The sequence below is a fragment of the Endozoicomonas sp. ALB032 genome, assembly GCF_049310125.1.
Lineage (GTDB): Bacteria > Pseudomonadota > Gammaproteobacteria > Pseudomonadales > Endozoicomonadaceae > Endozoicomonas_A.
In genome coordinates this window covers 5,344,450-5,363,586 of the sequence record NZ_JBLYNW010000001.1, presented here as the reverse complement: position 1 = coordinate 5,363,586, position 19,137 = coordinate 5,344,450, and the positions used below count along the sequence as shown (strand labels likewise).

At 47.0% G+C, this 19,137-nt stretch carries 16 protein-coding genes; 10 read left to right on the top strand and 6 right to left on the bottom strand.

Annotated features, from left to right (window positions below):
• Positions 1–114: 114 nt before the first annotated feature.
• The 6 genes from ACO6VG_RS19545 (at position 115) to ACO6VG_RS19520 (ending at position 7,855) form a co-directional block, all read left to right on the top strand.
• On the top strand, positions 115–1,443 hold the full coding sequence (locus tag ACO6VG_RS19545) for an ATP-binding protein (RefSeq protein WP_422475238.1): 1,329 nt from the start codon (positions 115–117) through the stop codon (positions 1,441–1,443).
• A gap of 699 nt (positions 1,444–2,142) precedes the next feature.
• Positions 2,143–2,466 (top strand): IS66 family insertion sequence element accessory protein TnpA, encoded by a 324-nt coding sequence (gene tnpA, locus ACO6VG_RS19540; RefSeq protein ID WP_422475236.1) that lies wholly within the window; start codon positions 2,143–2,145, stop codon positions 2,464–2,466.
• Positions 2,467–2,897: 431 nt separating this feature from the next.
• Positions 2,898–4,205 (top strand): group II intron reverse transcriptase/maturase, encoded by a 1,308-nt coding sequence (gene ltrA, locus ACO6VG_RS19535; RefSeq protein WP_422132384.1) that lies wholly within the window; start codon positions 2,898–2,900, stop codon positions 4,203–4,205.
• Between the two features lie 258 nt (positions 4,206–4,463).
• On the top strand, positions 4,464–5,477 hold the full coding sequence (locus tag ACO6VG_RS19530; protein ID WP_422132667.1) for an IS110 family transposase: 1,014 nt from the start codon (positions 4,464–4,466) through the stop codon (positions 5,475–5,477).
• A gap of 746 nt (positions 5,478–6,223) precedes the next feature.
• Positions 6,224–7,333 (top strand): hypothetical protein, encoded by a 1,110-nt coding sequence (locus ACO6VG_RS19525; protein ID WP_422138038.1) that lies wholly within the window; start codon positions 6,224–6,226, stop codon positions 7,331–7,333.
• Between the two features lie 132 nt (positions 7,334–7,465).
• Positions 7,466–7,855 (top strand): hypothetical protein, encoded by a 390-nt coding sequence (locus ACO6VG_RS19520; RefSeq protein ID WP_422138037.1) that lies wholly within the window; start codon positions 7,466–7,468, stop codon positions 7,853–7,855.
• Positions 7,856–8,145: 290 nt separating this feature from the next.
• On the opposite strand, the gene ACO6VG_RS19515 is transcribed toward ACO6VG_RS19520, so the two are convergent.
• Both ACO6VG_RS19515 and ACO6VG_RS19510 read right to left on the bottom strand, forming a co-directional pair.
• On the bottom strand, positions 8,146–8,358 hold the full coding sequence (locus ACO6VG_RS19515) for a hypothetical protein (protein ID WP_422475234.1): 213 nt from the start codon (positions 8,356–8,358) through the stop codon (positions 8,146–8,148).
• Between the two features lie 34 nt (positions 8,359–8,392).
• Positions 8,393–9,304: a LysR family transcriptional regulator gene (locus ACO6VG_RS19510; protein WP_422412769.1), complete on the bottom strand. Its 912-nt coding sequence runs from the start codon at positions 9,302–9,304 to the stop codon at positions 8,393–8,395.
• A 109-nt stretch (positions 9,305–9,413) separates the two neighbouring features.
• Between ACO6VG_RS19510 and ACO6VG_RS19505 the strand changes: the two genes are divergently transcribed.
• Positions 9,414–11,432 (top strand): alkyl/aryl-sulfatase, encoded by a 2,019-nt coding sequence (locus tag ACO6VG_RS19505; RefSeq protein WP_422475232.1) that lies wholly within the window; start codon positions 9,414–9,416, stop codon positions 11,430–11,432.
• Positions 11,433–12,028: 596 nt separating this feature from the next.
• On the opposite strand, the gene ACO6VG_RS19500 is transcribed toward ACO6VG_RS19505, so the two are convergent.
• Positions 12,029–13,171, bottom strand: a complete 1,143-nt coding sequence (locus ACO6VG_RS19500) for a Fic family protein (protein WP_422475230.1) — start codon at positions 13,169–13,171, stop codon at positions 12,029–12,031.
• 247 nt (positions 13,172–13,418) lie between these two features.
• On the opposite strand from ACO6VG_RS19500, the gene ACO6VG_RS19495 reads away from it, so the two are divergent.
• Positions 13,419–13,991, top strand: a complete 573-nt coding sequence (locus ACO6VG_RS19495) for a cyclin-dependent kinase inhibitor 3 family protein (protein ID WP_422475228.1) — start codon at positions 13,419–13,421, stop codon at positions 13,989–13,991.
• A 293-nt stretch (positions 13,992–14,284) separates the two neighbouring features.
• On the opposite strand, the gene ACO6VG_RS19490 is transcribed toward ACO6VG_RS19495, so the two are convergent.
• The 3 genes from ACO6VG_RS19490 to ACO6VG_RS19480 form a co-directional block, all read right to left on the bottom strand.
• Positions 14,285–14,503, bottom strand: coding sequence for a hypothetical protein (locus ACO6VG_RS19490; protein WP_422441823.1), 219 nt, complete (start codon positions 14,501–14,503; stop codon positions 14,285–14,287).
• A gap of 40 nt (positions 14,504–14,543) precedes the next feature.
• The gene (locus ACO6VG_RS19485; RefSeq protein ID WP_422133852.1) at positions 14,544–15,737 is read right to left on the bottom strand and encodes an RtcB family protein; all 1,194 of its coding nucleotides are present in this window, start codon (positions 15,735–15,737) and stop codon (positions 14,544–14,546) included.
• A 401-nt stretch (positions 15,738–16,138) separates the two neighbouring features.
• Positions 16,139–16,369, bottom strand: a complete 231-nt coding sequence (locus ACO6VG_RS19480) for a hypothetical protein (protein ID WP_422475226.1) — start codon at positions 16,367–16,369, stop codon at positions 16,139–16,141.
• Positions 16,370–17,120: 751 nt separating this feature from the next.
• Between ACO6VG_RS19480 and ACO6VG_RS19475 the strand changes: the two genes are divergently transcribed.
• The gene (locus ACO6VG_RS19475) at positions 17,121–17,996 is read left to right on the top strand and encodes a hypothetical protein (protein ID WP_422138033.1); all 876 of its coding nucleotides are present in this window, start codon (positions 17,121–17,123) and stop codon (positions 17,994–17,996) included.
• Between the two features lie 253 nt (positions 17,997–18,249).
• Complete coding sequence (locus ACO6VG_RS19470; RefSeq protein WP_422412947.1) at positions 18,250–19,110, top strand: trypsin-like serine protease; 861 nt, start codon at positions 18,250–18,252, stop codon at positions 19,108–19,110.
• The last annotated feature ends 27 nt before the right edge of the window (positions 19,111–19,137 follow it).

Sequence of the window (19,137 nt, the reverse complement as noted above, 5' to 3'; positions counted from 1 at the left end):
TCGACACTGAAGGTAGCTGAGTACTTATAGCTCGATGTTTGCGCAGAGCATATTTGTATGGAGAGGACCGTTTTTGTGATATAGTTACTGTAATAATTATTACGGTAACTTTTGATGATATTCTATAATCGAGAAGATGAGCTTGAACAGCTCCGTGAGTGGAGTGAACTAGCCTCTAAAGGAACGGCCCACCTGACAACTGTAGTAGGAAGGCGCCGGGTCGGTAAAACAGCGCTGTTAAATAAAACCTTTCCTCAGCGCAATACTTCTGCAGCCTCTATCTATCTGTTCGTATCCAGAAAGCAGGAGTCATTGCTGTGCGAGGAGTTTGTCGAGCAAATCAGAACGGTCTTAAATATTCCCATATTTGGTCAGCCTGCACGTCTTCGGGAAGTCATGGAAATCCTGTTGCAGTTCAGCATCACAACGCCGGTTACCGTCATACTGGATGAATTTCAGGATATCCAGCGGGTTAATCGGGCGTTTTTTTCCGAACTTCAGGATTTATGGGATCGATACAGACAACAGAGTCGTATGCACCTGGTCTGCTGTGGCTCTTTATACAGCCTTATGACCCGGTTGTTTCAGGATGGACGAGAGCCCTTGTTTGGTCGTGCCGATCATCGCATCAACCTTCAGCCGTTGCGTTGTCGCTATATCGCCCAGATGCTGAATGACCGACAGGAGTTTGCACCTGAAAAACTTCTGCAGTGGTACATGCTCAGTGGCGGTGTTCCTAAATATCTGGAGTGGCTGTTTAACATAGATCCTGCAACCGACCTTTGGTCGCAGCTGATTAACGCACACAGTCTGGTCATTGAGGAAGGGCATTATCGTCTGGCTGAAGAGTTCGGACCTGAACATGGTACCTATTTTTCCATACTGGCTGCTATTGCTTCCGGGAGTACGAGCCGACCTGAAATAGAATCTTTGCTGGGTATTTCCGTGGGGCCACAGCTTGATCGCCTGGAAAATGAATTTGATATCATCAGCCGAAACCGACCAGTGTTGTCTAAACCGGGAACCCGGTTGGTTAAATATCGTATTGCCGATGCTTTCCTGGCCTTTTGGTTTCGCTTTATTTATAAGCACCGTAGCGCAGTGGAGATTGGCAACTTTCCGTTTATCCATAAAGTCATTGAGCGTGATTACCCGACCTGGAGTGGTCACTGGCTGAAACAAATCGTCAGGGAAGTGATTGCGGAAACTGGCGAGTACAATATCGTCGGCAGTTACTGGGAGAGAGGGAACCAGAATGAAATTGATCTTGTCGCGGTCAATGAACTGGATAAAAAAGTCCTGATTGCTGAAATCAAGCGTAACCCGAAAAATATCCGAAAAACGCATTTACAGGAAAAAGCCATCAAGTTGGTGCAGCAACTGAAGGGGTATGAAATTGAGTACAGGGGCTTTTCTCTGGACGATCTGGCAGATTGGTTTTGACAGGATTGCTCTGCCATGACGGTTCTGTCCGACGGGTCAACAGGCGACGCTACGCGCATGAAAAGGATTTTTCCTTATCAAGTCCCGTGAAATTCGCGCAGGGCGTGATTGAAAAATCATGGCTAATATTACTGCCCAGACGGACTCCGAACACAGGCACCCTGAAAGTACCCGGAAAACAGGTGAAGCTGGCAACGTTCAAATTTTTTGATCACAACAGGATTACCACTAATTCTGTAAGTAACTGGAATATCCAGGATTAATTTTCCGGCTCCGGGCACCAACTCCAAAAAGTCTTCCAGAAATGGGAGGCTTTTTTTGTACCTGTTACTCACGTTTTCTCACTATTAGATTTTGCTCCTTGTAGATTTCTTTGTCATATTTTTGCTGATCTACCCGATTTCACTTCGGGGGAATCACTGCTTCAGCAACTGACTTCTTGACCTCGAGGAGGAATGCATTTGAGTCATATCCCTTGTCAGCAAGAACGGAGTCCGCTGAAAATCACTCTATCAGAGCATTTGCCTGTCCGTATTCTGATGCTTGTCCAGCCGTGAGAATGAAGCGAAGAGGATTACCAAGCGCATCCGTCGCAACGTGGATCCTGGTTGTTAAACCGTAAACGCCAAACAAACCCACGTACTTCAGAATCAAACTCCAGCCTGAAATGATAAGCCTCCCAAGAAAACGGAGGCCGGTATGGCAAAAAACTCACCCGAGCACAATGAATGGCAAGAACGCATCCAGGCCTGGCAGGCGTCGGGACTGTCCCAGAATGCCTGGTGCAAGCAGCACGACATCCGGGTATCCAAATTTGGATACTGGAAACGAAAGCTGGAAAAAACCTCTAGGAGCCTGACCGAGAATAGCGCCCGTAGCGAGGACGGCAGAAAATTGAGGATGAAAATTCGGTTTTGTGAGGATTGCGCCTTGCAAGCGCGTAAAATCTTGTGGCCTGAAATGGTCATCGCGGTAAAGCTGTGGTCGGCAGCCGTGTACCGAGTCTTGCGTGGTAGAAGGTAACGACTACTGCGAAGCGTAGACAGGGTGATAACAGGCCGTAACGTCTGCTAAGGGATAATTAGCCCCGAAATTGAACGTGGTTGAAGTAGCTGACCTTCTTTCTCAATGGGGAAAGCGGAAGTCGGGAGCTCCGCTAATGACAAGGCATCCCGACTGCTTCCGGGGTTCGTACCCACGGCATGTTATCGAATGATTTTACGTGAACAAGGGAGATCCTGAACGTTCAGGCGGAGCCTGTAGGGTCCGACGAGCCTGTAAAGCAAGAACGACTTGATGACGTTCAGGAAGTCAGACCAGCTGATAGTACTCCGAGGCGGGGAGAGCCCGTCACATGGGGAAGCGGCTGGCGGTATTTGAGCCTTTCCAGGGAAACATGGGCTCCACATCTGAGGGAGTTACGGTCTTTTACGCAGTGAGAAGGTAAACCAGCCATGGCAACGGGACTGGAGAGGGTAGCAGCGAAAGCCCGGAGTTATCCGAAACTTCGCTTTACAAGTCTGGCACATCATATTACCCCGGCGAGCCTGTGTATGAATCTGAACAAGATTCCACACAACACATCGCCCGGAGTCGATGGGCTGACTGTCGAAGAGACAAAGAAAGACTTTAAGCGGTGGTTGGAACAGACACTGACGTCTATCCATCGGCAAGGCTACAAGGCACCGCCGGTCAAAAGGGCATGGATACCCAAGCCGGGAAAAAAGGAAAAGCGCCCTCTGGGTGTTCCCTGCATCAATGACCGGGCTTTGCAGCGAAGTGTTGCTGATGTGCTGAATGCTATTTATGAGCAGGACTTTTTGCCCTGTTCCATGGGTGGCAGGCCACGACTGGGAGCGCACCATGCCCTGTCCACTTTTAACGAGGTGGTTTCAGGCCGAAAGGTCAGCTGGGTGCTGGAAGCGGACTTGAAGAACTTCTTTGGGAGTCTTGACCATGGATGGCTGCTTCGTTTTGTGGAACACCGGGTCGGTGATCCCAGAATCCTGAACCTTATACGGCGCTGGTTGAAAGCCGGGGTGATGGAGGCCGGGGAGTTGCAAGAGTGTGAAGAAGGTACGCCTCAGGGTGGGCCGATCAGCGTAGTTCTGAGCAACCTGTACCTGCATTATGTACTTGACCTCTGGTTCGAGTGCATGGTCAAGCCTCGGCTAAAAGGCGAGGCATGGCTGATCAGGTACATTGATGACTTTGTGGTGTGTTTTCAGTATCGCAGTGATGCGGAGCGGTTCATGAATGTGCTGCCACAGCGACTGGAGAAGTTTGCGTTGAAACTGGAGCGGGATAAAACCCGGTTAGTCAGGTTCGGACGTTTTGCCAGTCGTGGGGGAAGACGACCGGAAACGGTTTACTTCCTTGGCTTTACGCACTACTGCACAAGGAATCTGAAAGGAAACTTCATGGTGGGAAGGAGAACGGAAAAATCCCGCCTAAGACGCAGCATAGCCAAACTGAAGGAACTGCTGAGACGAATACGCCATGAACCGCTGCACGAACAAGTGACAGCGATCAATCGACGGTTGAGAGGGCATTATGCGTATTACGGTCTGGGAGGAAACTTCCGAAGTATGGAGAAGCTTTACCGGTTTGTTGACCGCTACTGGTACAAGATGCTGTGTAGCCGATGCCGGAAAGGCAAGATTCCATGGGAAAAGTACCATAACCTCAAGCAGCTTCTGCCGCTACAGAAACCGAGGATAATGCTGCCTTTTATGGCAATGAAATCCATGGCTGTGCTGTGAGTCAAATATCGAAGAGCCCGGTGCGGGAAATCCGCACGCCGGGATCTGAGGGGGTTGGAGCTACAATTGGTAGCTCCTTCTACCCGGTGAATAGCGAGCTATTTGACGAACAAAAGCGGATTTTCAGACCAATTTGCTGCCGCCGCAGTAGGGCAGTCTATTCTCGGTCTAATGGGATGGTCCGCCCCTCCTAAACGGCTTCAAATGAGCCAAAATGGAGTTAACCATTTAAACAGGATTAACCGGAGCGAACCACCCATGACTATTTCAGTACTTGGTATCGATATTGGCAAGAACAACTTTCACCTGTTTGGTGTTGATGACCAGGGTAGCAAAGTCATCAGAAAGAAGTTGTCCAGGAAGAACCTTTTGGAGTACGTGGCAAATCTGGAGCCATGCATTATCGCTATGGAAGCTTGTGGTGGTGCTCACTATTTGGCTCGGTTATTCAAGAACTATGGGCATACTGTCAAGCTGATTTCACCTCAATTTGTCAAGCCTTATGTCAAGACCAACAAAAATGACTACAACGATGCTGAAGCGATTGCAGAAGCAGCTTCACGGCCCAGCATGCGTTTTGTACCTGTTAAAACGTCAGAGCAGCAGGCCTGGCAACTTCTGCACCGCTATCGTCAACAAGCGGTTGATCAGAGAACTGCCCTGGTTAACCAGATCCGGGGGTCACTATTGGAAGAAGGTATTGTGGTTGCCCAGGGTATTGGTAAAGTTCGTGCACAGCTTCCACGAATTCTGGAAGATGCTGAAAATGGACTCCATTCGCTGACTCGTGAGCTGCTACATGGTTTATCAGAAGAGTTGGCCAGTCTTGACAAGCGTATTCAACAGTATGACCAGAAAATTCAGGAGCTGGCTGAAAACGACGACGAATGTCGTCGAATGATGACTATGCCGGGTATCGGAGCCATCACTGCCACAGCATTGAAGGCAGCCGTTGGTGATGCGACGTATTTTAAATCTGGTCGACACCTTGCCGCATGGTTGGGATTAGTTCCAAGACAGCATTCCACAGGCGGTAAGTCAGTCCTGCTGGGCATCAGTAAACGGGGTGATAAATACCTGCGCACATTATTGATACACGGCGCACGTTCGGTACTCCACTGCCTCAAAAATAAGGATGACCGCTGTAAAAAATGGGTTAGCCAACTTAATGAGCGCAGCAATCACAACGTTGCCGCCGTTGGTCTGGCTAATAAAATGGCTCGGATTGTCTGGGTCATCATGACCCGAAATGAAGTTTACAAGGCTGCATAATGAGGTAAAGGCGGCAGCGGCAAAGTAAAGCATAAGCTTAATCAAAGGGGAACCCCCCCCGCAGATTGCGATGAGCATGTACAGTTGATGGCAAACAGGTAAAAACCGGCAACCTGAAACCTGATAGGAGTCTTGGCCCTTGAGGCCGTCGGACTGATAAGGCCAGGTTGCGCGGATACCCATCAGGGCCAGAGGGTTAGACCTCATGAATAGGCCGTATATATGATTGCAGTTATCTTTGTTTGCTAATTAACAAAACAGGCTCTTGCAAAACGGGGCGGACCATATAAGGCTCCTAGCAGCCTGCCGTCCTCGCTACGGGCGCTATTCTCGGTCTAAGGCTCCTAGATCACTTTCAGGTGTCTTTCCGGTCAGGTGTCTGATGTTTTTATCTGTTCGGTCGGCCTCCTGGAGGGAGTCTGTTCGCTTACTTCTGTTCAACTCTACGTTTCGAACTGATATTTTTTTCCAGGTCTAAACGTAGGATTTTATGCCTTGAAGCTTGCTCAGGTTTTCAGTCCAGACCGAGCGCTACAAGCTATACTGCATCGTCGCTTCTATCGTATCTCTCAGGTCTTCTAAAGCCTGCTGTGTGTATGAATATCATGAAAACAATTGCCTTGGTACATACCTGCTTCAGTATTTTTTACTGCCTGAAGGTTTTTCCGAGTCTAACTGCTACGGCAGCGCTACCCGCTGTAAATAAGCAGGCGGCGTAAGTGTTAATTCATCAGAGGTTATTTATTATGAGACTGCACAACTACAAAACATTTTTCTATTGTTTGTTATTGCTAATTTTATCTGCTCAAAGCTTTGCCGAAGAAAATACGCAGGGCAACGCTTTCGAAAATCTTGTTTACTTTCAACCCCGGATTTACATTGCAGAAAAGGCTCAACCTTGTATTGGGGTGCGGGTTTCAAAAAAGCATATTTTTACCTCGCCATCCTGCGCCAAGCAAATACTCGCGCTATTCATGCAAGCCGTTGACATAAATGTACTGAGTCCCGGTAGCGTGAAGCTTGGCCATATTCAAACTTCACATAATCGGTCGGCTACAGCAGGTCTCCTGTCTATAGATCTTTATGCTGATAACTTGCCCTATCAACCGCCTGTATTGAGTACCGTTAATGTTACAAATGGAATTGAGCTAACGGCTTATTACATGCAACAAGGCGATGAAGAGATGAATGTTACAAAGCATTATTTTATCTTTGATAGCCAGCAAAATTCCGGAGTGCAAACAATGATCAAGCTGCCATCGGATATCAGTATCCCTGATGGGGCTCCGGTTAGACTAAGAAACCAGCTGTTCTGCGTAGTGGTAAGCGATACTTGCATCAGGTCATCCTACTTATTAAACGCTTCTGCAAAAGACTATGACCCCGGATGTCCAAGGGCTAACGATACTTATTATTTTCATTGCCGAGAAAGGGGGATGTACAATTGTAGTGAAGTTATATCACCAGAAGGTGTTGCAGGTCTTGATGTAAATGGGTCATGCGTTAACCCCAAGTCAAAAGAGCAGTGTACATTCAACTCTTCGTACGCTTTTAATTCTGATGAAATGGATTATGAGAGGAAGGGTGATTTTATTACATGCAAATCTTGTTCAGCCCAGTATACGTGGTCTAATTCGTCGTTGACCGGCAGCAAATCTGTGATTTGCAGACCCAAAGGCTGTATGCCAGGTTGTAAAGGTAAACCTGATCCAAAGCATTCTGGCAAAAAAACTGCTGACTCCATCGGAGAAGGAATAGCTGGAGAAGTTGCAGCGTTTGTTTTAATTGGTGTGATTGCTTCTGTGGGCTACCTGATTTACAAACTCTACCACAGGGCAAATTATCAGAGTTTGTAGTTCGGCGGCAGGTGCCCAGCTGATGACCCTGCCATGTTATTAAAGGCGGTTCTGTTCGCCTATTCCACAGCATAACTTCCAGTCCCCGGATTGCCAGGGCTTGTCAGGAAAACGTGATATTCATGGCGCTGTTTGCTGACGAGCGTTGCTGTAACCGGCTCTCATCTTCATTCGCGTAAGACCTTCAACGAGCTTGGGGGGCTTACGCGAATTAAGGATGAAGATGCCAAGAATCTGTTGCTCGAAGTTCACAGAACCAACCAGGGGCTACCAATGAGAATAATAGGGCAGGGTGATTGTTTTCTTCTTTTTAGCCGAGGTGAGCCTGACGCCGCTGCGGTGGTTGGTATCAACAAGTGTGAACATGGCCAGGAGTATTGGGTAAATACGGAGGAGCACAAATTCTTCTGGCATCAAACTTACTTTGATGTCATCGAACCTGCTGACACATTCATAGTAAACAGCCAATGGCGTAGGCTATACATACCGGGGCGCAGGGCTAAAATGTGGATGCTGCGGTGATGATCTGACACGATAAGAACTTTTGGCTGGCGCATTGCTGAAGTGCGTTGTTAAAGGTACAACCAGACGAAAAAAAACGCCAATCTTGCGATTGACGTTTCCAGAGAAGCTTCGAAATGGCGTCAGCCTGTTGTTGGCCTTCCTTGCATGCATCTTGCAAGCAAGTCCTTTGCTCCCCCTTTGTCCATTGGTTGTAGTTTCTCAAACCTGTCCGGTTTTCATCATCTGTGGTTATACCTGAATTTCTACGGCCAACCTGGTTCGATCCGGCTAATTTATGCTGAAAGTGGTCAGGTGCCTTCACCAGTTGCATTAAAAAGAGTATGAAAGTACCTGGGACAGGTCTGTTGAATGCTTGCTTCTGTCATATCTCTGCGTGATTTACCTGCGGTGTGGGGAATTGCCTGCTCATCAGCAGCTTTGCTTGCTACTTTTTTGACACCCTCCTGAGCACTTGAGTTCTGGAAGATAGCAAAGAAGTCCATCCAGAATCGTGTCGTCACGGAGCTTTTTCAGGAATGATCTGCCCGCCCTTTTCTATTCACCCCTTAACTCTGTGACATAAGACAGAATTTTACTGCGCAACCAGCAGTTGGTTTTGCTATTCCGGACCCGGCTATGGGCTAGCAATTTGTAGTTAATGGGCAAAGAACGAAACGGTATTTTCATGATCTGTAAACCAAATTGTTGAGAAAACATCTTTGCCAGACTGCTGCTCATAGTGCCAATACTTTCACTACTGGCTACCAGAGCCATTAACGCAAGCAGGGAGTCACACTCAGCCATAACCTTCCTTGGTTGCAGGGGCTCTTGCGTAAAAGAGTCTGCCAAAAATGTATTTTCACGCCTTAGTTTCAACGTTATATGTTTTTCCTGATAAAACTGCTCAGCTGTAACGCTTCCCTGGATTCTGGGGTGGGATTGGCTGGCAATCAGGCAGATCTGGTCAGTAAACAAAGGCTGGGAAAAATAAGATAAGGTGGAGACATGAGCAAAATCTATTGCTAAATCCGCTTGCCGTAAATTGAGCTTATCAAGTAACTCTTCCTCAGTGGTCGGTGTTGGGAAAAGCACTATTTCCCGGTTTTCCAATGTTGAGTCAGCTTCAATCTTGGGGAGCAGTACCAGCATTACGGGCTCTGGGGTATACACGATGAACCGGCGCTTTCCATGATGGCTGAGTCCCTGCATATCAATGAGAGTATTGTTTATAGTTTCCAGGGCGGGCTCAATCTGGCGGGCTATTTCGTGGGCAAAATCCGTTGGCGCAATGCCTCGGCCATCACGAACAAACAGGGTATCTCCCAATTGGTTTTGCATTCTCTTTAATGCGCCACTGACGCCGGGCTGGGTTAGCTCCATAACCTCAGCCGCCACTGTGATTGATTGATAGCGATAGACCGCCAGAAAAACTCGCAGGAGATTAAGGTCGAACTTTGATGCTTTCATCAATATATAACCAGCAGTGATGATTAAACTAAAAAATCGTAAATTTATCATTATGAATTTAGCCATTAAAGTGATCGAGTCTTCAGTTCAACTGTGAATAAGGACCACTATGAAACCGACACAGACTCTATCAGCTATTACCCTTGCTATTCTTGCGTCGTTTAATGCAAGTGCTGAATATACCAGCCTCGAGGACTATCAGGGCAAACCTGCCACTGCCCATACTGAACAGGCAAACCAGAATCTGGCAAAAAACCTGCCATGGAAAGATGTATCCGCTTTTGAACGTACCCGCAAAGGGCTGATCGCAGAATTTGGCAATCATGCTGCGGGAGAGCTGAAAAATCGTTTTCAGTACATGACGGATATGTCGATTGACGAAATACCTGCCACGGTGAATCCGTCTATCTGGCGTCAGGGTATGCTGAATTATACGGCGGGTGGCTTGTATCAGGTGACGGATGGTGTCTATCAGATTCGCGGGGCTGATCTATCCAATATGACCATTTATCGATCCAAAAACGGCTATGTCATTCATGATCCGTTGTTGTCCCGGGAAGCGGCTGCAGCTGCCTGGGATTTTGCCAAAACACACCTGCCTGATATCAATGGTGAGCATAAAATTACCGGGATGATTTACTCCCATATGCATGCTGATCACTTTGGTGGTTCCAGGGGTGTCTATGAGTCCGGCAACTTCGCCGAAGGCGCACAAATCTACGCGCCAAAAGATTTCATCAAAGAGCTGGCTGACGAAAACGTCATCGCCGGTACTGCTATGGGCCGCCGGGCAAACTATCAGTATGGAACAACGTTAACCAATAGTACCAAAGGCATCGTTGACAATGCTCTGGGGTTGGGTACGTCAAGGGGCGAGGTCACTCTTGTGGCGCCTACGACAGAAATTACGTCACGTGAAAAAGTGATTAATATTGATGGCCTGGAGTTTCATGCCATAAATATGCCGGGCGCTGAAGCACCTGCGGAAATGGTGCTCTATGTTCCGCAATACCGCTCACTCAATACCGCTGAGCTCACTTATGACGGCATGCATAACATCTACACTTTCCGGGGAGCAAAAGTTCGTGATGCTCTGGTCTGGACCAAGTATCTGACTGAACTGAAAATGCGTTTTGTGGATTCCGGAATGGTTGACAGTATTCACGCTGCACACTCGGCACCAGTCTGGAATGATCCCGCCACTGAAAACAACGAAATTGCCGAGTATATGACCCTGCAGCGGGATAACTATGGCTTTATTCACAATCAGGCCATGCGCCTGGCCAACCATGGCACCACTATTAACGACGTAGGTCGTGAAATTGAGAAGCTGGTGCCAGAGGTTCAAAAGCAGACCTGGCACACCAATGGCTACCACGGTTCATACAGTCACAACGCTCGCGCGGTGGTCAATTTATATCTTGGTTATCACGATATGAACCCGGTAAACACCAACCCGCTTGAAACCAGAGACAAGTCCTGTGTTTATGTGGATGCAGCGGGTGCAGAGGCACTTTATAGCGCAGGAGTTTCACACTTCAATAACGGGCAATATCAAGAAGCATCCCAGCTGTTCAACGATCTGGTGCAATGTCACCCGGATAATCTGGATTATCGCTATGCACTGGCTGACAGCTTTGAGCAACAGGGTTATCAGTCAGAAACCATGGCGTGGCGCAACTCCTACCTGCAAGGTGCAGTGGAGTTGAGAACCGGAGAGATCAAACCATCCATTAAGCTGGCCTCTGCCGATGTTATTGCTAATACGCCAACAGGCATGTTTCTTGACTTTCTGGCGGTTCGCCTCAATGCCGAAAAAGCGGAGCAGGCGGGTTTAGACTTTAGTTTTGGCCTTTATCACCCGGACTTGGAGCAGCGCTTTTTTGGTGAAGTTTCAAACGCCAATATGAGTAATATAGAAGTGGAAACACTGCCGGAGACTGATGTTGAACTGGTCATTCAAAAAACTGACCTGACAAAAATGGCGCTGGGTCAAACTTCCCTGACAACCCTCCTGAAGTCAGGTGATGCTGAGATCAAAGGCAACGCAGAGCTGATAGAAAAGCTGTCAGCAACTCTGGATGACTTTGACGGAATGTTTGAGATCATTCCAATGCCTGCCAGCTAATGACTTTCTTTGAATGATTTTTTGGTTGGGATGAACGACAGTAGTCATCTCAACCTTTTTTTCTATTTACAAACTTTATCCGGATCTTTTAGTGAAAAAAATTCCTCCACACGCATTTGCAGACGCCATTGACTATGACATGTGACTGTCGTGGCAGAAGAGCTGCAGGATATGTCTGATCCTCTGGCGGTCCAGACACAGGTTGGTGCTAGCATCGCAGAGTCCGATATCAGGATCTAATGGATTACAAAGCGGCTGTAGGTGCTATAAGACTTTCAGCTTTGGATGAGTTATCAGCCTTGTCACATGCGCATAAGCCGGAGTTATGTGGGGCGGCCCGCCGTTGACAATCATCATCAGGGGCTGCGAATTGGCTCAGGATTACTAAAGAACGTCATGCTGCGTAAATGCCAAACACATTGCTGACTTATTTCCTCAATGATCGCTGGCGCAGTCTGGTTTGGCCTTGCTGAAGTGTTTACATGGAACGGAATAAGCGACTTTTGGAACACATATCGCTTTGGTGATTGACCCGGTTATGGCTATTGCTCCGTCACGACAAGAGAACATTCCGGTAGTTGATATGTAGCGTCTGATCATTTACGAGCGACCTGATACCGGGTACTGCGACCACCACCCGGCAATTTCTCAATACATCCTTTATTCAATAAATAAGACAAATGTCGGGTAGCTGTTGCCTTGCTGACTTTTGCCACCTTCTGGTATTGCGATGCACTGATCCCGGATTCAAACCCTTTCTCCCCGCCGTCGAGTAGCCGGTTAAGTACTTTGATCTGCTCATCGGAAAGCCCCGTATCGTGAAATGCCTGCCAGAACCGCGTTTTGTGTAGTGTACGATCAATCTTTCTCAACGAGGCTTTGATCGTTTCATCGAGCATTTGTAAAAACCAGAGCAGCCAGTGGGTGATGTCCACCTTCCCACGCTGGGATTGTTCCAGGATCTGATAATACGCTTTGCGATTATCCAGAATCGCGCTGGACACAGCGTAGAGCCGGATGCTTTGGGCATCGGCTTGTGCCAGGGCCAGGTCGGTAATAGCCCGGGTTAATCGCCCATTACCATCATCAAAAGGATGCAGTGTCACAAACCAGAAATGACTGATGGCAGCACGAAGCAGGGGATCACACTTTGGATCGTTTCTGCTCTGGTTAAACCAGTCAAAGAATCGCTCCAGCTCTGAGGTCAATACACTTCTTGGCGGTGCTTCAAAATGAACGGTGGGCCGATCAATACGTCCGGACACCACCTGCATGGGTTCATCGCTCCTTAACTGACCTGCCTGAACCTTGTGAAAGGTAAACTCTGTATTGGGAAACAGCCAGCGGTGCCATTGGAAAAGACGATCCAGACTCAGAGGGTCATCCAGGTTAGTGATTGCATCCAGCATCATTTCTGCCAACCCTTCGGTTCGCTCGGAAGTCGGGTAGGCAGTGTCATCAGTACCTTTGAGATTCAGGCGTTTCGCCAGTGATGACCGGACAGACTGGGCATTAAGGCGTTCACCTTCGATGGCAGAAGAGGTGATGATGTTTTCCAGCAGGGTGTCCAGTGCAGAGGCTTCTGCTTTATCACTCTGGGTAGCGCTGGCTTTTCCTAACAGGACTCCCAGGCTGAAGCGAACTTCTCTGAGTAGAGGTAACACAGCCTCTTCCTGCCAGTGAAACTGTGGCCAGTCTTTGTTTTGCCAGATCCACAGCGTTGGTGAATAATCGGTCATTTACGGGTTTACCCAAGATAGTGAGCCGGTTGTGAATCTTAATCGACTCAAATTATGAGCTAAATAGTAGTATTAATTGGCTCAAACAACAAGATTACAGGGTCAATCAAAACTACTGAACACAACATCAGTCACAACTAATTCCGTAAATCTGCAAAAACGGATTGTTCGGATATACTAAAAGATCCCGTCAGAAACTATGGGAATATCGATTATTAACTCAGAATAAAGTCCGGGAATCATTTAAATGCGAGCATCACAATCAAATCCTTTAGTCATTGATAGCGTTTCTATTCCCGGAGGTGGAATTCTGGGCATGGCCGTTGCACCCGGTAAGAAGGGGCAGTCAATGTTTGGAGAGGACTGGAACCGGGATCTGGCTACAGACATTACCACTATAAAAAAATGGGGCGCAGTGCTGGTGATCTCTCTGATTGAAGAACATGAGTTCCACATGCTGGGTATCGATGAGCTTGAAGATGAGGTTAACAAAGCAGGTATGTATTGGCTGCATTTGCCGATAAAAGATTTCTCCATTCCTGATGCCCGATTTGAACAGCATTGGCAGCAGTCTGTTAATACGATTTATCGTTGCCTGGACCAGGGGAAGAAAGTATTGGTTCATTGTCGTGGAGGGCTTGGGCGCACCGGACTGTTGGTTGCCAGACTGCTAATGGCCTATGGTGCATCATCTGATGAGGCTATTTCAAATGTACGAAAAGCCAGGATCGGAGCCATAGAAACCAGGGAACAGGAAGATTACGTGCGGTCTATGCCCTCGGGCAATCACCCTGTCAACACTAAAGCAAAAAAAGTTTAACAAGCCGCACAAGAAAACACTGTCTCATTCAATGCTTTCTGGTGCAGCCTGATATCGCTGCGACCACGATGTTTATCTTTACGGTTATAAGTACTCAACCATACGAAATCATATTTTCTGACTTATTGTTCAGGCACTCGCGGCAACTGCTCCTGCGTTGCTCTAGCTCCTGCATCCATGCAGTCGTGATGCGTTGCAACTCTGGTCACATAGCTTGCTATGTTCCCGTCGTTGCGCCTTGCAGAGCACCTGCCCAATAAGCCAGAAATATTCGATTCCGTATGGCTGAGTACTTAGCGGTTTTTCAGCTCTTCCCGACGTTGGCGAAACATAGGGCCTTGCATCAGTTTCAGCACCGCCGAAGGCGAGTGCTTACGAGCGTTTTTTTGCTTTTTCATTGTTCGGTCTCCTGAATGTTGTTGGTATCTTTCCATTCCGGCCTTGAATGTTGCATTCATTCTGGTAATACACGTTGCGCACTGCAAACCTGGATTCATGGTTTCAGGTTTCAATCACTCGGTAACTCCAGACCATTGCTACTTCTCTTTTTTCCTAGCCTTTCACATTAACGATCTGTCGCAGTGTGCACACGACCTCAACCAGATCGTTCTGCAGGCTCATGACCTTATCGATATTTTTGTAAGCGGCGGGAATTTCATCCAGTACGCCTTTGTCCTTTCTGCACTCTATGCCCTGTGTCTGATCTTCAAGATCACGAACAGAGAAGGTTTTTTTGGCAGCGGTACGGGACATGCTCCGTCCAGCTCCGTGAGCGCAGCTGCAAAATGCTTCGGGATTGCCTCTGCCACGGATAATGTAAGACCTGGCTCCCATAGAGCCGGGTATAATGCCCAGTTCGTTGTTTCTGGCCCGGATGGCTCCTTTACGAGTTACCCAGACTTGCTGGCCATCATGCAGCTCCTGCTCAACAAAGTTGTGGTGGCAGTTAATAGCTTCATTGATGACGGTGAACGGTTTCAGATGCTGGTGCAATACGTTGAGAATACTGTTCATCATGTGTTCCCGGTTCAGCAGGGCGTAGTTTTGTGCCCATGCCACGGCTTCAACGTAATCATCAAAGTGGTCCGAGCCTTCCTTCAGGTAGCCGAGGTCTCTGTCGGGCAGATGAATCTGCTGCCTTTCCATGTCTTTTCGAGCCAGATGAATAAAGTACTGACCTATCTGGTTACCGATACCCCGGCTTCCGGAATGCAACATTACCCATACGTTGTCGTGTTCATCCAGGCACAGTTCAATAAAGTGATTGCCAGAACCCAGACTGCCCATCTGACGAACAAACTTGTCCCGATTGCCTCTACGAACAATATCCGGATGCTTTTCCAGAATACGTTGCAAGCCATGAGCAACAGATGAATCTCCGGCTATTTGCGCTTCTTTATGCTGTCCGCCGGCTCCAAGGGGAATAGCCTTTTCAATATCATGCCGGATGGCCAGAAGGTTGTCCGGCAGATCAGAGGCTTTCAGTGATAACTGAACCGCATTCATGCCACAGCCTATATCGACGCCAACTGCGGCAGGAATAATGGCTTCTGTGGTAGCAATAACCGATCCTATTGTTGCACCTTTGCCCAGATGGATATCAGGCATGCCAGCCACATGTTTGTGAATAAAGGGCAGGCTGGCGACTTTACGCATCTGTTCAAGTGCCTGTGGGCTGACCTCATCCGTCCAAATCTTAACTGGCTTTTGGCTATCGGTACCCTCTAGCAAAGTAATCACTGGCATGATGTTGCACCTCTCTTATTTTTTTCAGCGGTATGGTCCAAAATTTTATGGAGCAGGTGATTGATGGTCTCAAATGATCCCACAGTCGTTTGCTGGCTGCCCTTGAAGGCTTCCAGCGCAGAGAGTTGTGACTCCATGAATTCATTCAGTCCCAGCATAGCCTGAATGGTTTTCGTCTCGCTACTCCCCAGGCGCAGCTCCCGGATTCAATGGCATAGTGAATAATGACGTTGTGGTCTTTAATACGTTCTAAAATCTCATCTCTCATATTGCGCTCCCTGAAAGTTGATGGCTTGCTCATTGATTGTTTCAGATGTACTGAATGGTTAGACCAAATGCCGTGCCAATAAGTTCATTATGAGCTGAAAAAAAATAAGGCACTGATATGTAGAGGTTTAATTTTAAGCTATCCTCAAGTTCTCCAGTGTTTCTGTGACGACAGGACAGGTTACCTTCCCTTTGACGTTTATCTTCCCGTACCTGTTCTTCATTTTTTGCCAGCGCTGAACCCTGTGTATCGACAGGTTGAGCCTGGCGTGGGCCTTCACAGTACAAGTTCCCTTTGCCTTGTTTGTCAGAACTAACAGAGCCGATGGATTCTTACCATCAACGGGCACGAGTATACCTTGCACTTTTGTCTGTTTGCGTCAAGTATACAGAGCTGCATCAGTAATGCCGGTTTCTCTTTTTTAAGCTGAGCCACGAAAACATTACTGGCTAGGAGCCTGACCGAGAATAGTCTGCCCTATGCGGCAACTGCTCCTGCGTTGCTCTAGCTCCTGCATCCATGCAGTCGTCGGCAACTGCTCCTGCGTTGCTCTAGCTCCTGCATCCATGCAGTCGTCGGCAACTGCTCCTGCGTTGCTCTAGCTCCTGCATCCATGCAGTCGTCGGCAACTGCTCCTGCGTTGCTCTAGCTCCTGCATCCATGCAGTCGTGCGGCGGCAGTAAATTGGTCTGAAAATCCGCTTTTGTTCGTCAAATAGCTCGCTATTCTCCTCACAAAACCGAATTTTCATCCTCAATTTTCTGCCGTCCTCGCTACGGGGTCGCCTAGACGGGCGCTATTCTCGGTCAGGCTCCTGGCAGCCTGTCGGACTTAAGACTGTCCTACTGCGGTTGCAATAAATTGGTCTAAAAATCTCTGTTTCTTCGTCAAATAGCTCGCTATTCTCCTCAGAAACAGAGATTTTTATCCTCAATTTCTTGCAATCCTCGCTACGGACGCTTAAGTCCGACAGGCTGCTAGCATCACCTTCTGGAAAATGGGTTCTTCCATTTTTTGCAGCAGCGAGCCAAAACAGTCTCTTTTTATCTGCTCTCACTTATTGAAAGTCATGTATCAAAAGAGGCGATATCTATCCTGACGTAGGGGTTACCTATATGTCATTTATTTATGAAGCTAAAATATTATTCTACCGCTTTAGAGTATTAGTTACGCTAACATTCATATTTTTAGATGTATGTCCCAGCTCTATGGCGGGGTCAGATCTGATGCCTCCCCCACCCACGATATCCTCATCAGGAGGAGCAAGCGGCGGTGATGATCGTGACCCATGTCACTGGCAGAAACGCTGGGTGAAAATTGGTCAACAAACATTTTATGTGCATGCCGAAGATGAAGAACTCCTTCAGCAGCTTTCACAACAACTTGAGCAGATGCGAAATGCTGGGATGCTTATCCCCTATAGCATCAATCGGGGAGCCAATCTCTTTCCAGGTGAATGGATACCGCAAGCAATAAGAAGACTGATGGTACGCTATCCAAATGGAGTGACTATTTTTTCAGCCAGTGTCTGTTTTGCCGGAATGATAGCTTATTGCAGATATAATGGAATCAGTGGCACGTTAAGTCCAATACTGCAAGGTGCCGGCTCGGCCACTTTTGCACACATGATGTTTTTTGTAAATCTATGCCCTTCTTACTTACAGCGACCATTAATAGTTGGTTCTATAGGTGCGTCTGTCACTAATACGATTTGTAGAAATGCCATTGCTCATCATCGTTCACTATTAAATGCACGCAGGACTACAGTTATAAATCCTCAAGTTATTTTTCTGGAGCTACGGGAAGGCCAAATTCAAATGTTGAATGCTGATCAAGATGTAATTGTGCAAGCACAAGCAATAAGACCGGATGATGAACACAATATTGATGATAGATTACTTACTCATACCCGAACTTTAATAAGAACATCGCTAAACTATTTTTGGCAAACATATCATTGGCTTATGCACCTTTATTTCCGTTATCGATAATTGATGTTTCAAGGAACATAACCGCCTGCTTCAGCCGAGCGCTGGCAGGCGACTAAAAGTCATACACGACCACCAATGTGTAACTTACGGGAAAATTCTACCTATACCACGACTGGATCAATGGATACGCCAGCATATCCAGACGGACGCTAAAGTCCGACAGCCTCCTGGAGACCTTCGAAAACCCGATTTATGTCGCGTTTATAGACTACCTTTTTGAATTTATAGTATGAAAGGTTGAGGTGAGGTCGTTATGCACTATTTTGGGCTGGTTTTTCTAATTGTCTACTCCAGTTGCATTTTTGCATTAGATAGACAAAAGCGATACACAGAACCCACTCAAGTTGTTGCACCTGGCTTGCTACCTTGGGTTGTTAAAATGACAAATACCGGTGGCACTTTTACTGGAGTATTGATATCAGACAGACATATAGTAACGGTTGCTCATGCGTTAGATTCTTTTCCAGATGCTGACTGCCTTAAGGCTCATTTTAAAAATGCTTTGACTCCATTTTCGGTTAAAGCAAGCAGATATATATTGTACTCGAAATTTGATTCTTCACGAATTATTTATAATTATGACTTTGCGATAGTTGAGCTAGATCAAAAAATTTTTCTGGATGAGAAAGGTATAAAGCTACCCTTAATCGATAATAAAACATATTTAATAAATGATTTATATAAAATCAATCCCATTTACGCTGCTGCTTATTCAGATCACGATGCCTTGAAGAAAGTGATTCTTACATGGTTATCAGTTAAGAATTCAGTTTATGAGTTAAATTATGCTGGTTATGCAGAAAATGGCAATTCCGGAGGCCCCCTATTCTACAGCATGAACGGTACTGCATATTTATTAGGATTACTTGACGCAAGCGCTGGCGTGGCTGGTGGCGTAATTATCTTCGAAACCCTATCAAAATATCTTGATTTTATCGTAGATAATACCAGTTTAAAAAAGTCTCAAAAAGATAATTGGAAGGATGTTATTTGTATTTTTGACATTACTGTTGGCATTGGAGCTGGTGTTGTTGGCACTCTTCTTGGAATAACAGCCATTCTATATGTAAGTAGAAAGCTCAAAGAAACCCGCATGACAGGAGAAACAATATAATTGGGATAGGGCAGAGTCTCACAACTC

What these genes read in the sequence shown, in the direction of transcription:
- ACO6VG_RS19545 (WP_422475238.1), top strand. Translation starts at nt 115, where the DNA reads ATGATATTCTATAATCGAGAAGATGAGCTTGAACAGCTCCGTGAGTGG.
- tnpA (WP_422475236.1), top strand. Translation starts at nt 2,143, where the DNA reads ATGGCAAAAAACTCACCCGAGCACAATGAATGGCAAGAACGCATCCAG.
- ltrA (WP_422132384.1), top strand. Translation starts at nt 2,898, where the DNA reads ATGGCAACGGGACTGGAGAGGGTAGCAGCGAAAGCCCGGAGTTATCCG.
- ACO6VG_RS19530 (WP_422132667.1), top strand. Translation starts at nt 4,464, where the DNA reads ATGACTATTTCAGTACTTGGTATCGATATTGGCAAGAACAACTTTCAC.
- ACO6VG_RS19525 (WP_422138038.1), top strand. Translation starts at nt 6,224, where the DNA reads ATGAGACTGCACAACTACAAAACATTTTTCTATTGTTTGTTATTGCTA.
- ACO6VG_RS19510 (WP_422412769.1), bottom strand. Translation starts at nt 9,304, where the DNA reads ATGAAAGCATCAAAGTTCGACCTTAATCTCCTGCGAGTTTTTCTGGCG.
- ACO6VG_RS19505 (WP_422475232.1), top strand. Translation starts at nt 9,414, where the DNA reads ATGAAACCGACACAGACTCTATCAGCTATTACCCTTGCTATTCTTGCG.
- ACO6VG_RS19500 (WP_422475230.1), bottom strand. Translation starts at nt 13,171, where the DNA reads ATGACCGATTATTCACCAACGCTGTGGATCTGGCAAAACAAAGACTGG.
- ACO6VG_RS19495 (WP_422475228.1), top strand. Translation starts at nt 13,419, where the DNA reads ATGCGAGCATCACAATCAAATCCTTTAGTCATTGATAGCGTTTCTATT.
- ACO6VG_RS19485 (WP_422133852.1), bottom strand. Translation starts at nt 15,737, where the DNA reads ATGCCAGTGATTACTTTGCTAGAGGGTACCGATAGCCAAAAGCCAGTT.
- ACO6VG_RS19475 (WP_422138033.1), top strand. Translation starts at nt 17,121, where the DNA reads ATGTCATTTATTTATGAAGCTAAAATATTATTCTACCGCTTTAGAGTA.
- ACO6VG_RS19470 (WP_422412947.1), top strand. Translation starts at nt 18,250, where the DNA reads ATGCACTATTTTGGGCTGGTTTTTCTAATTGTCTACTCCAGTTGCATT.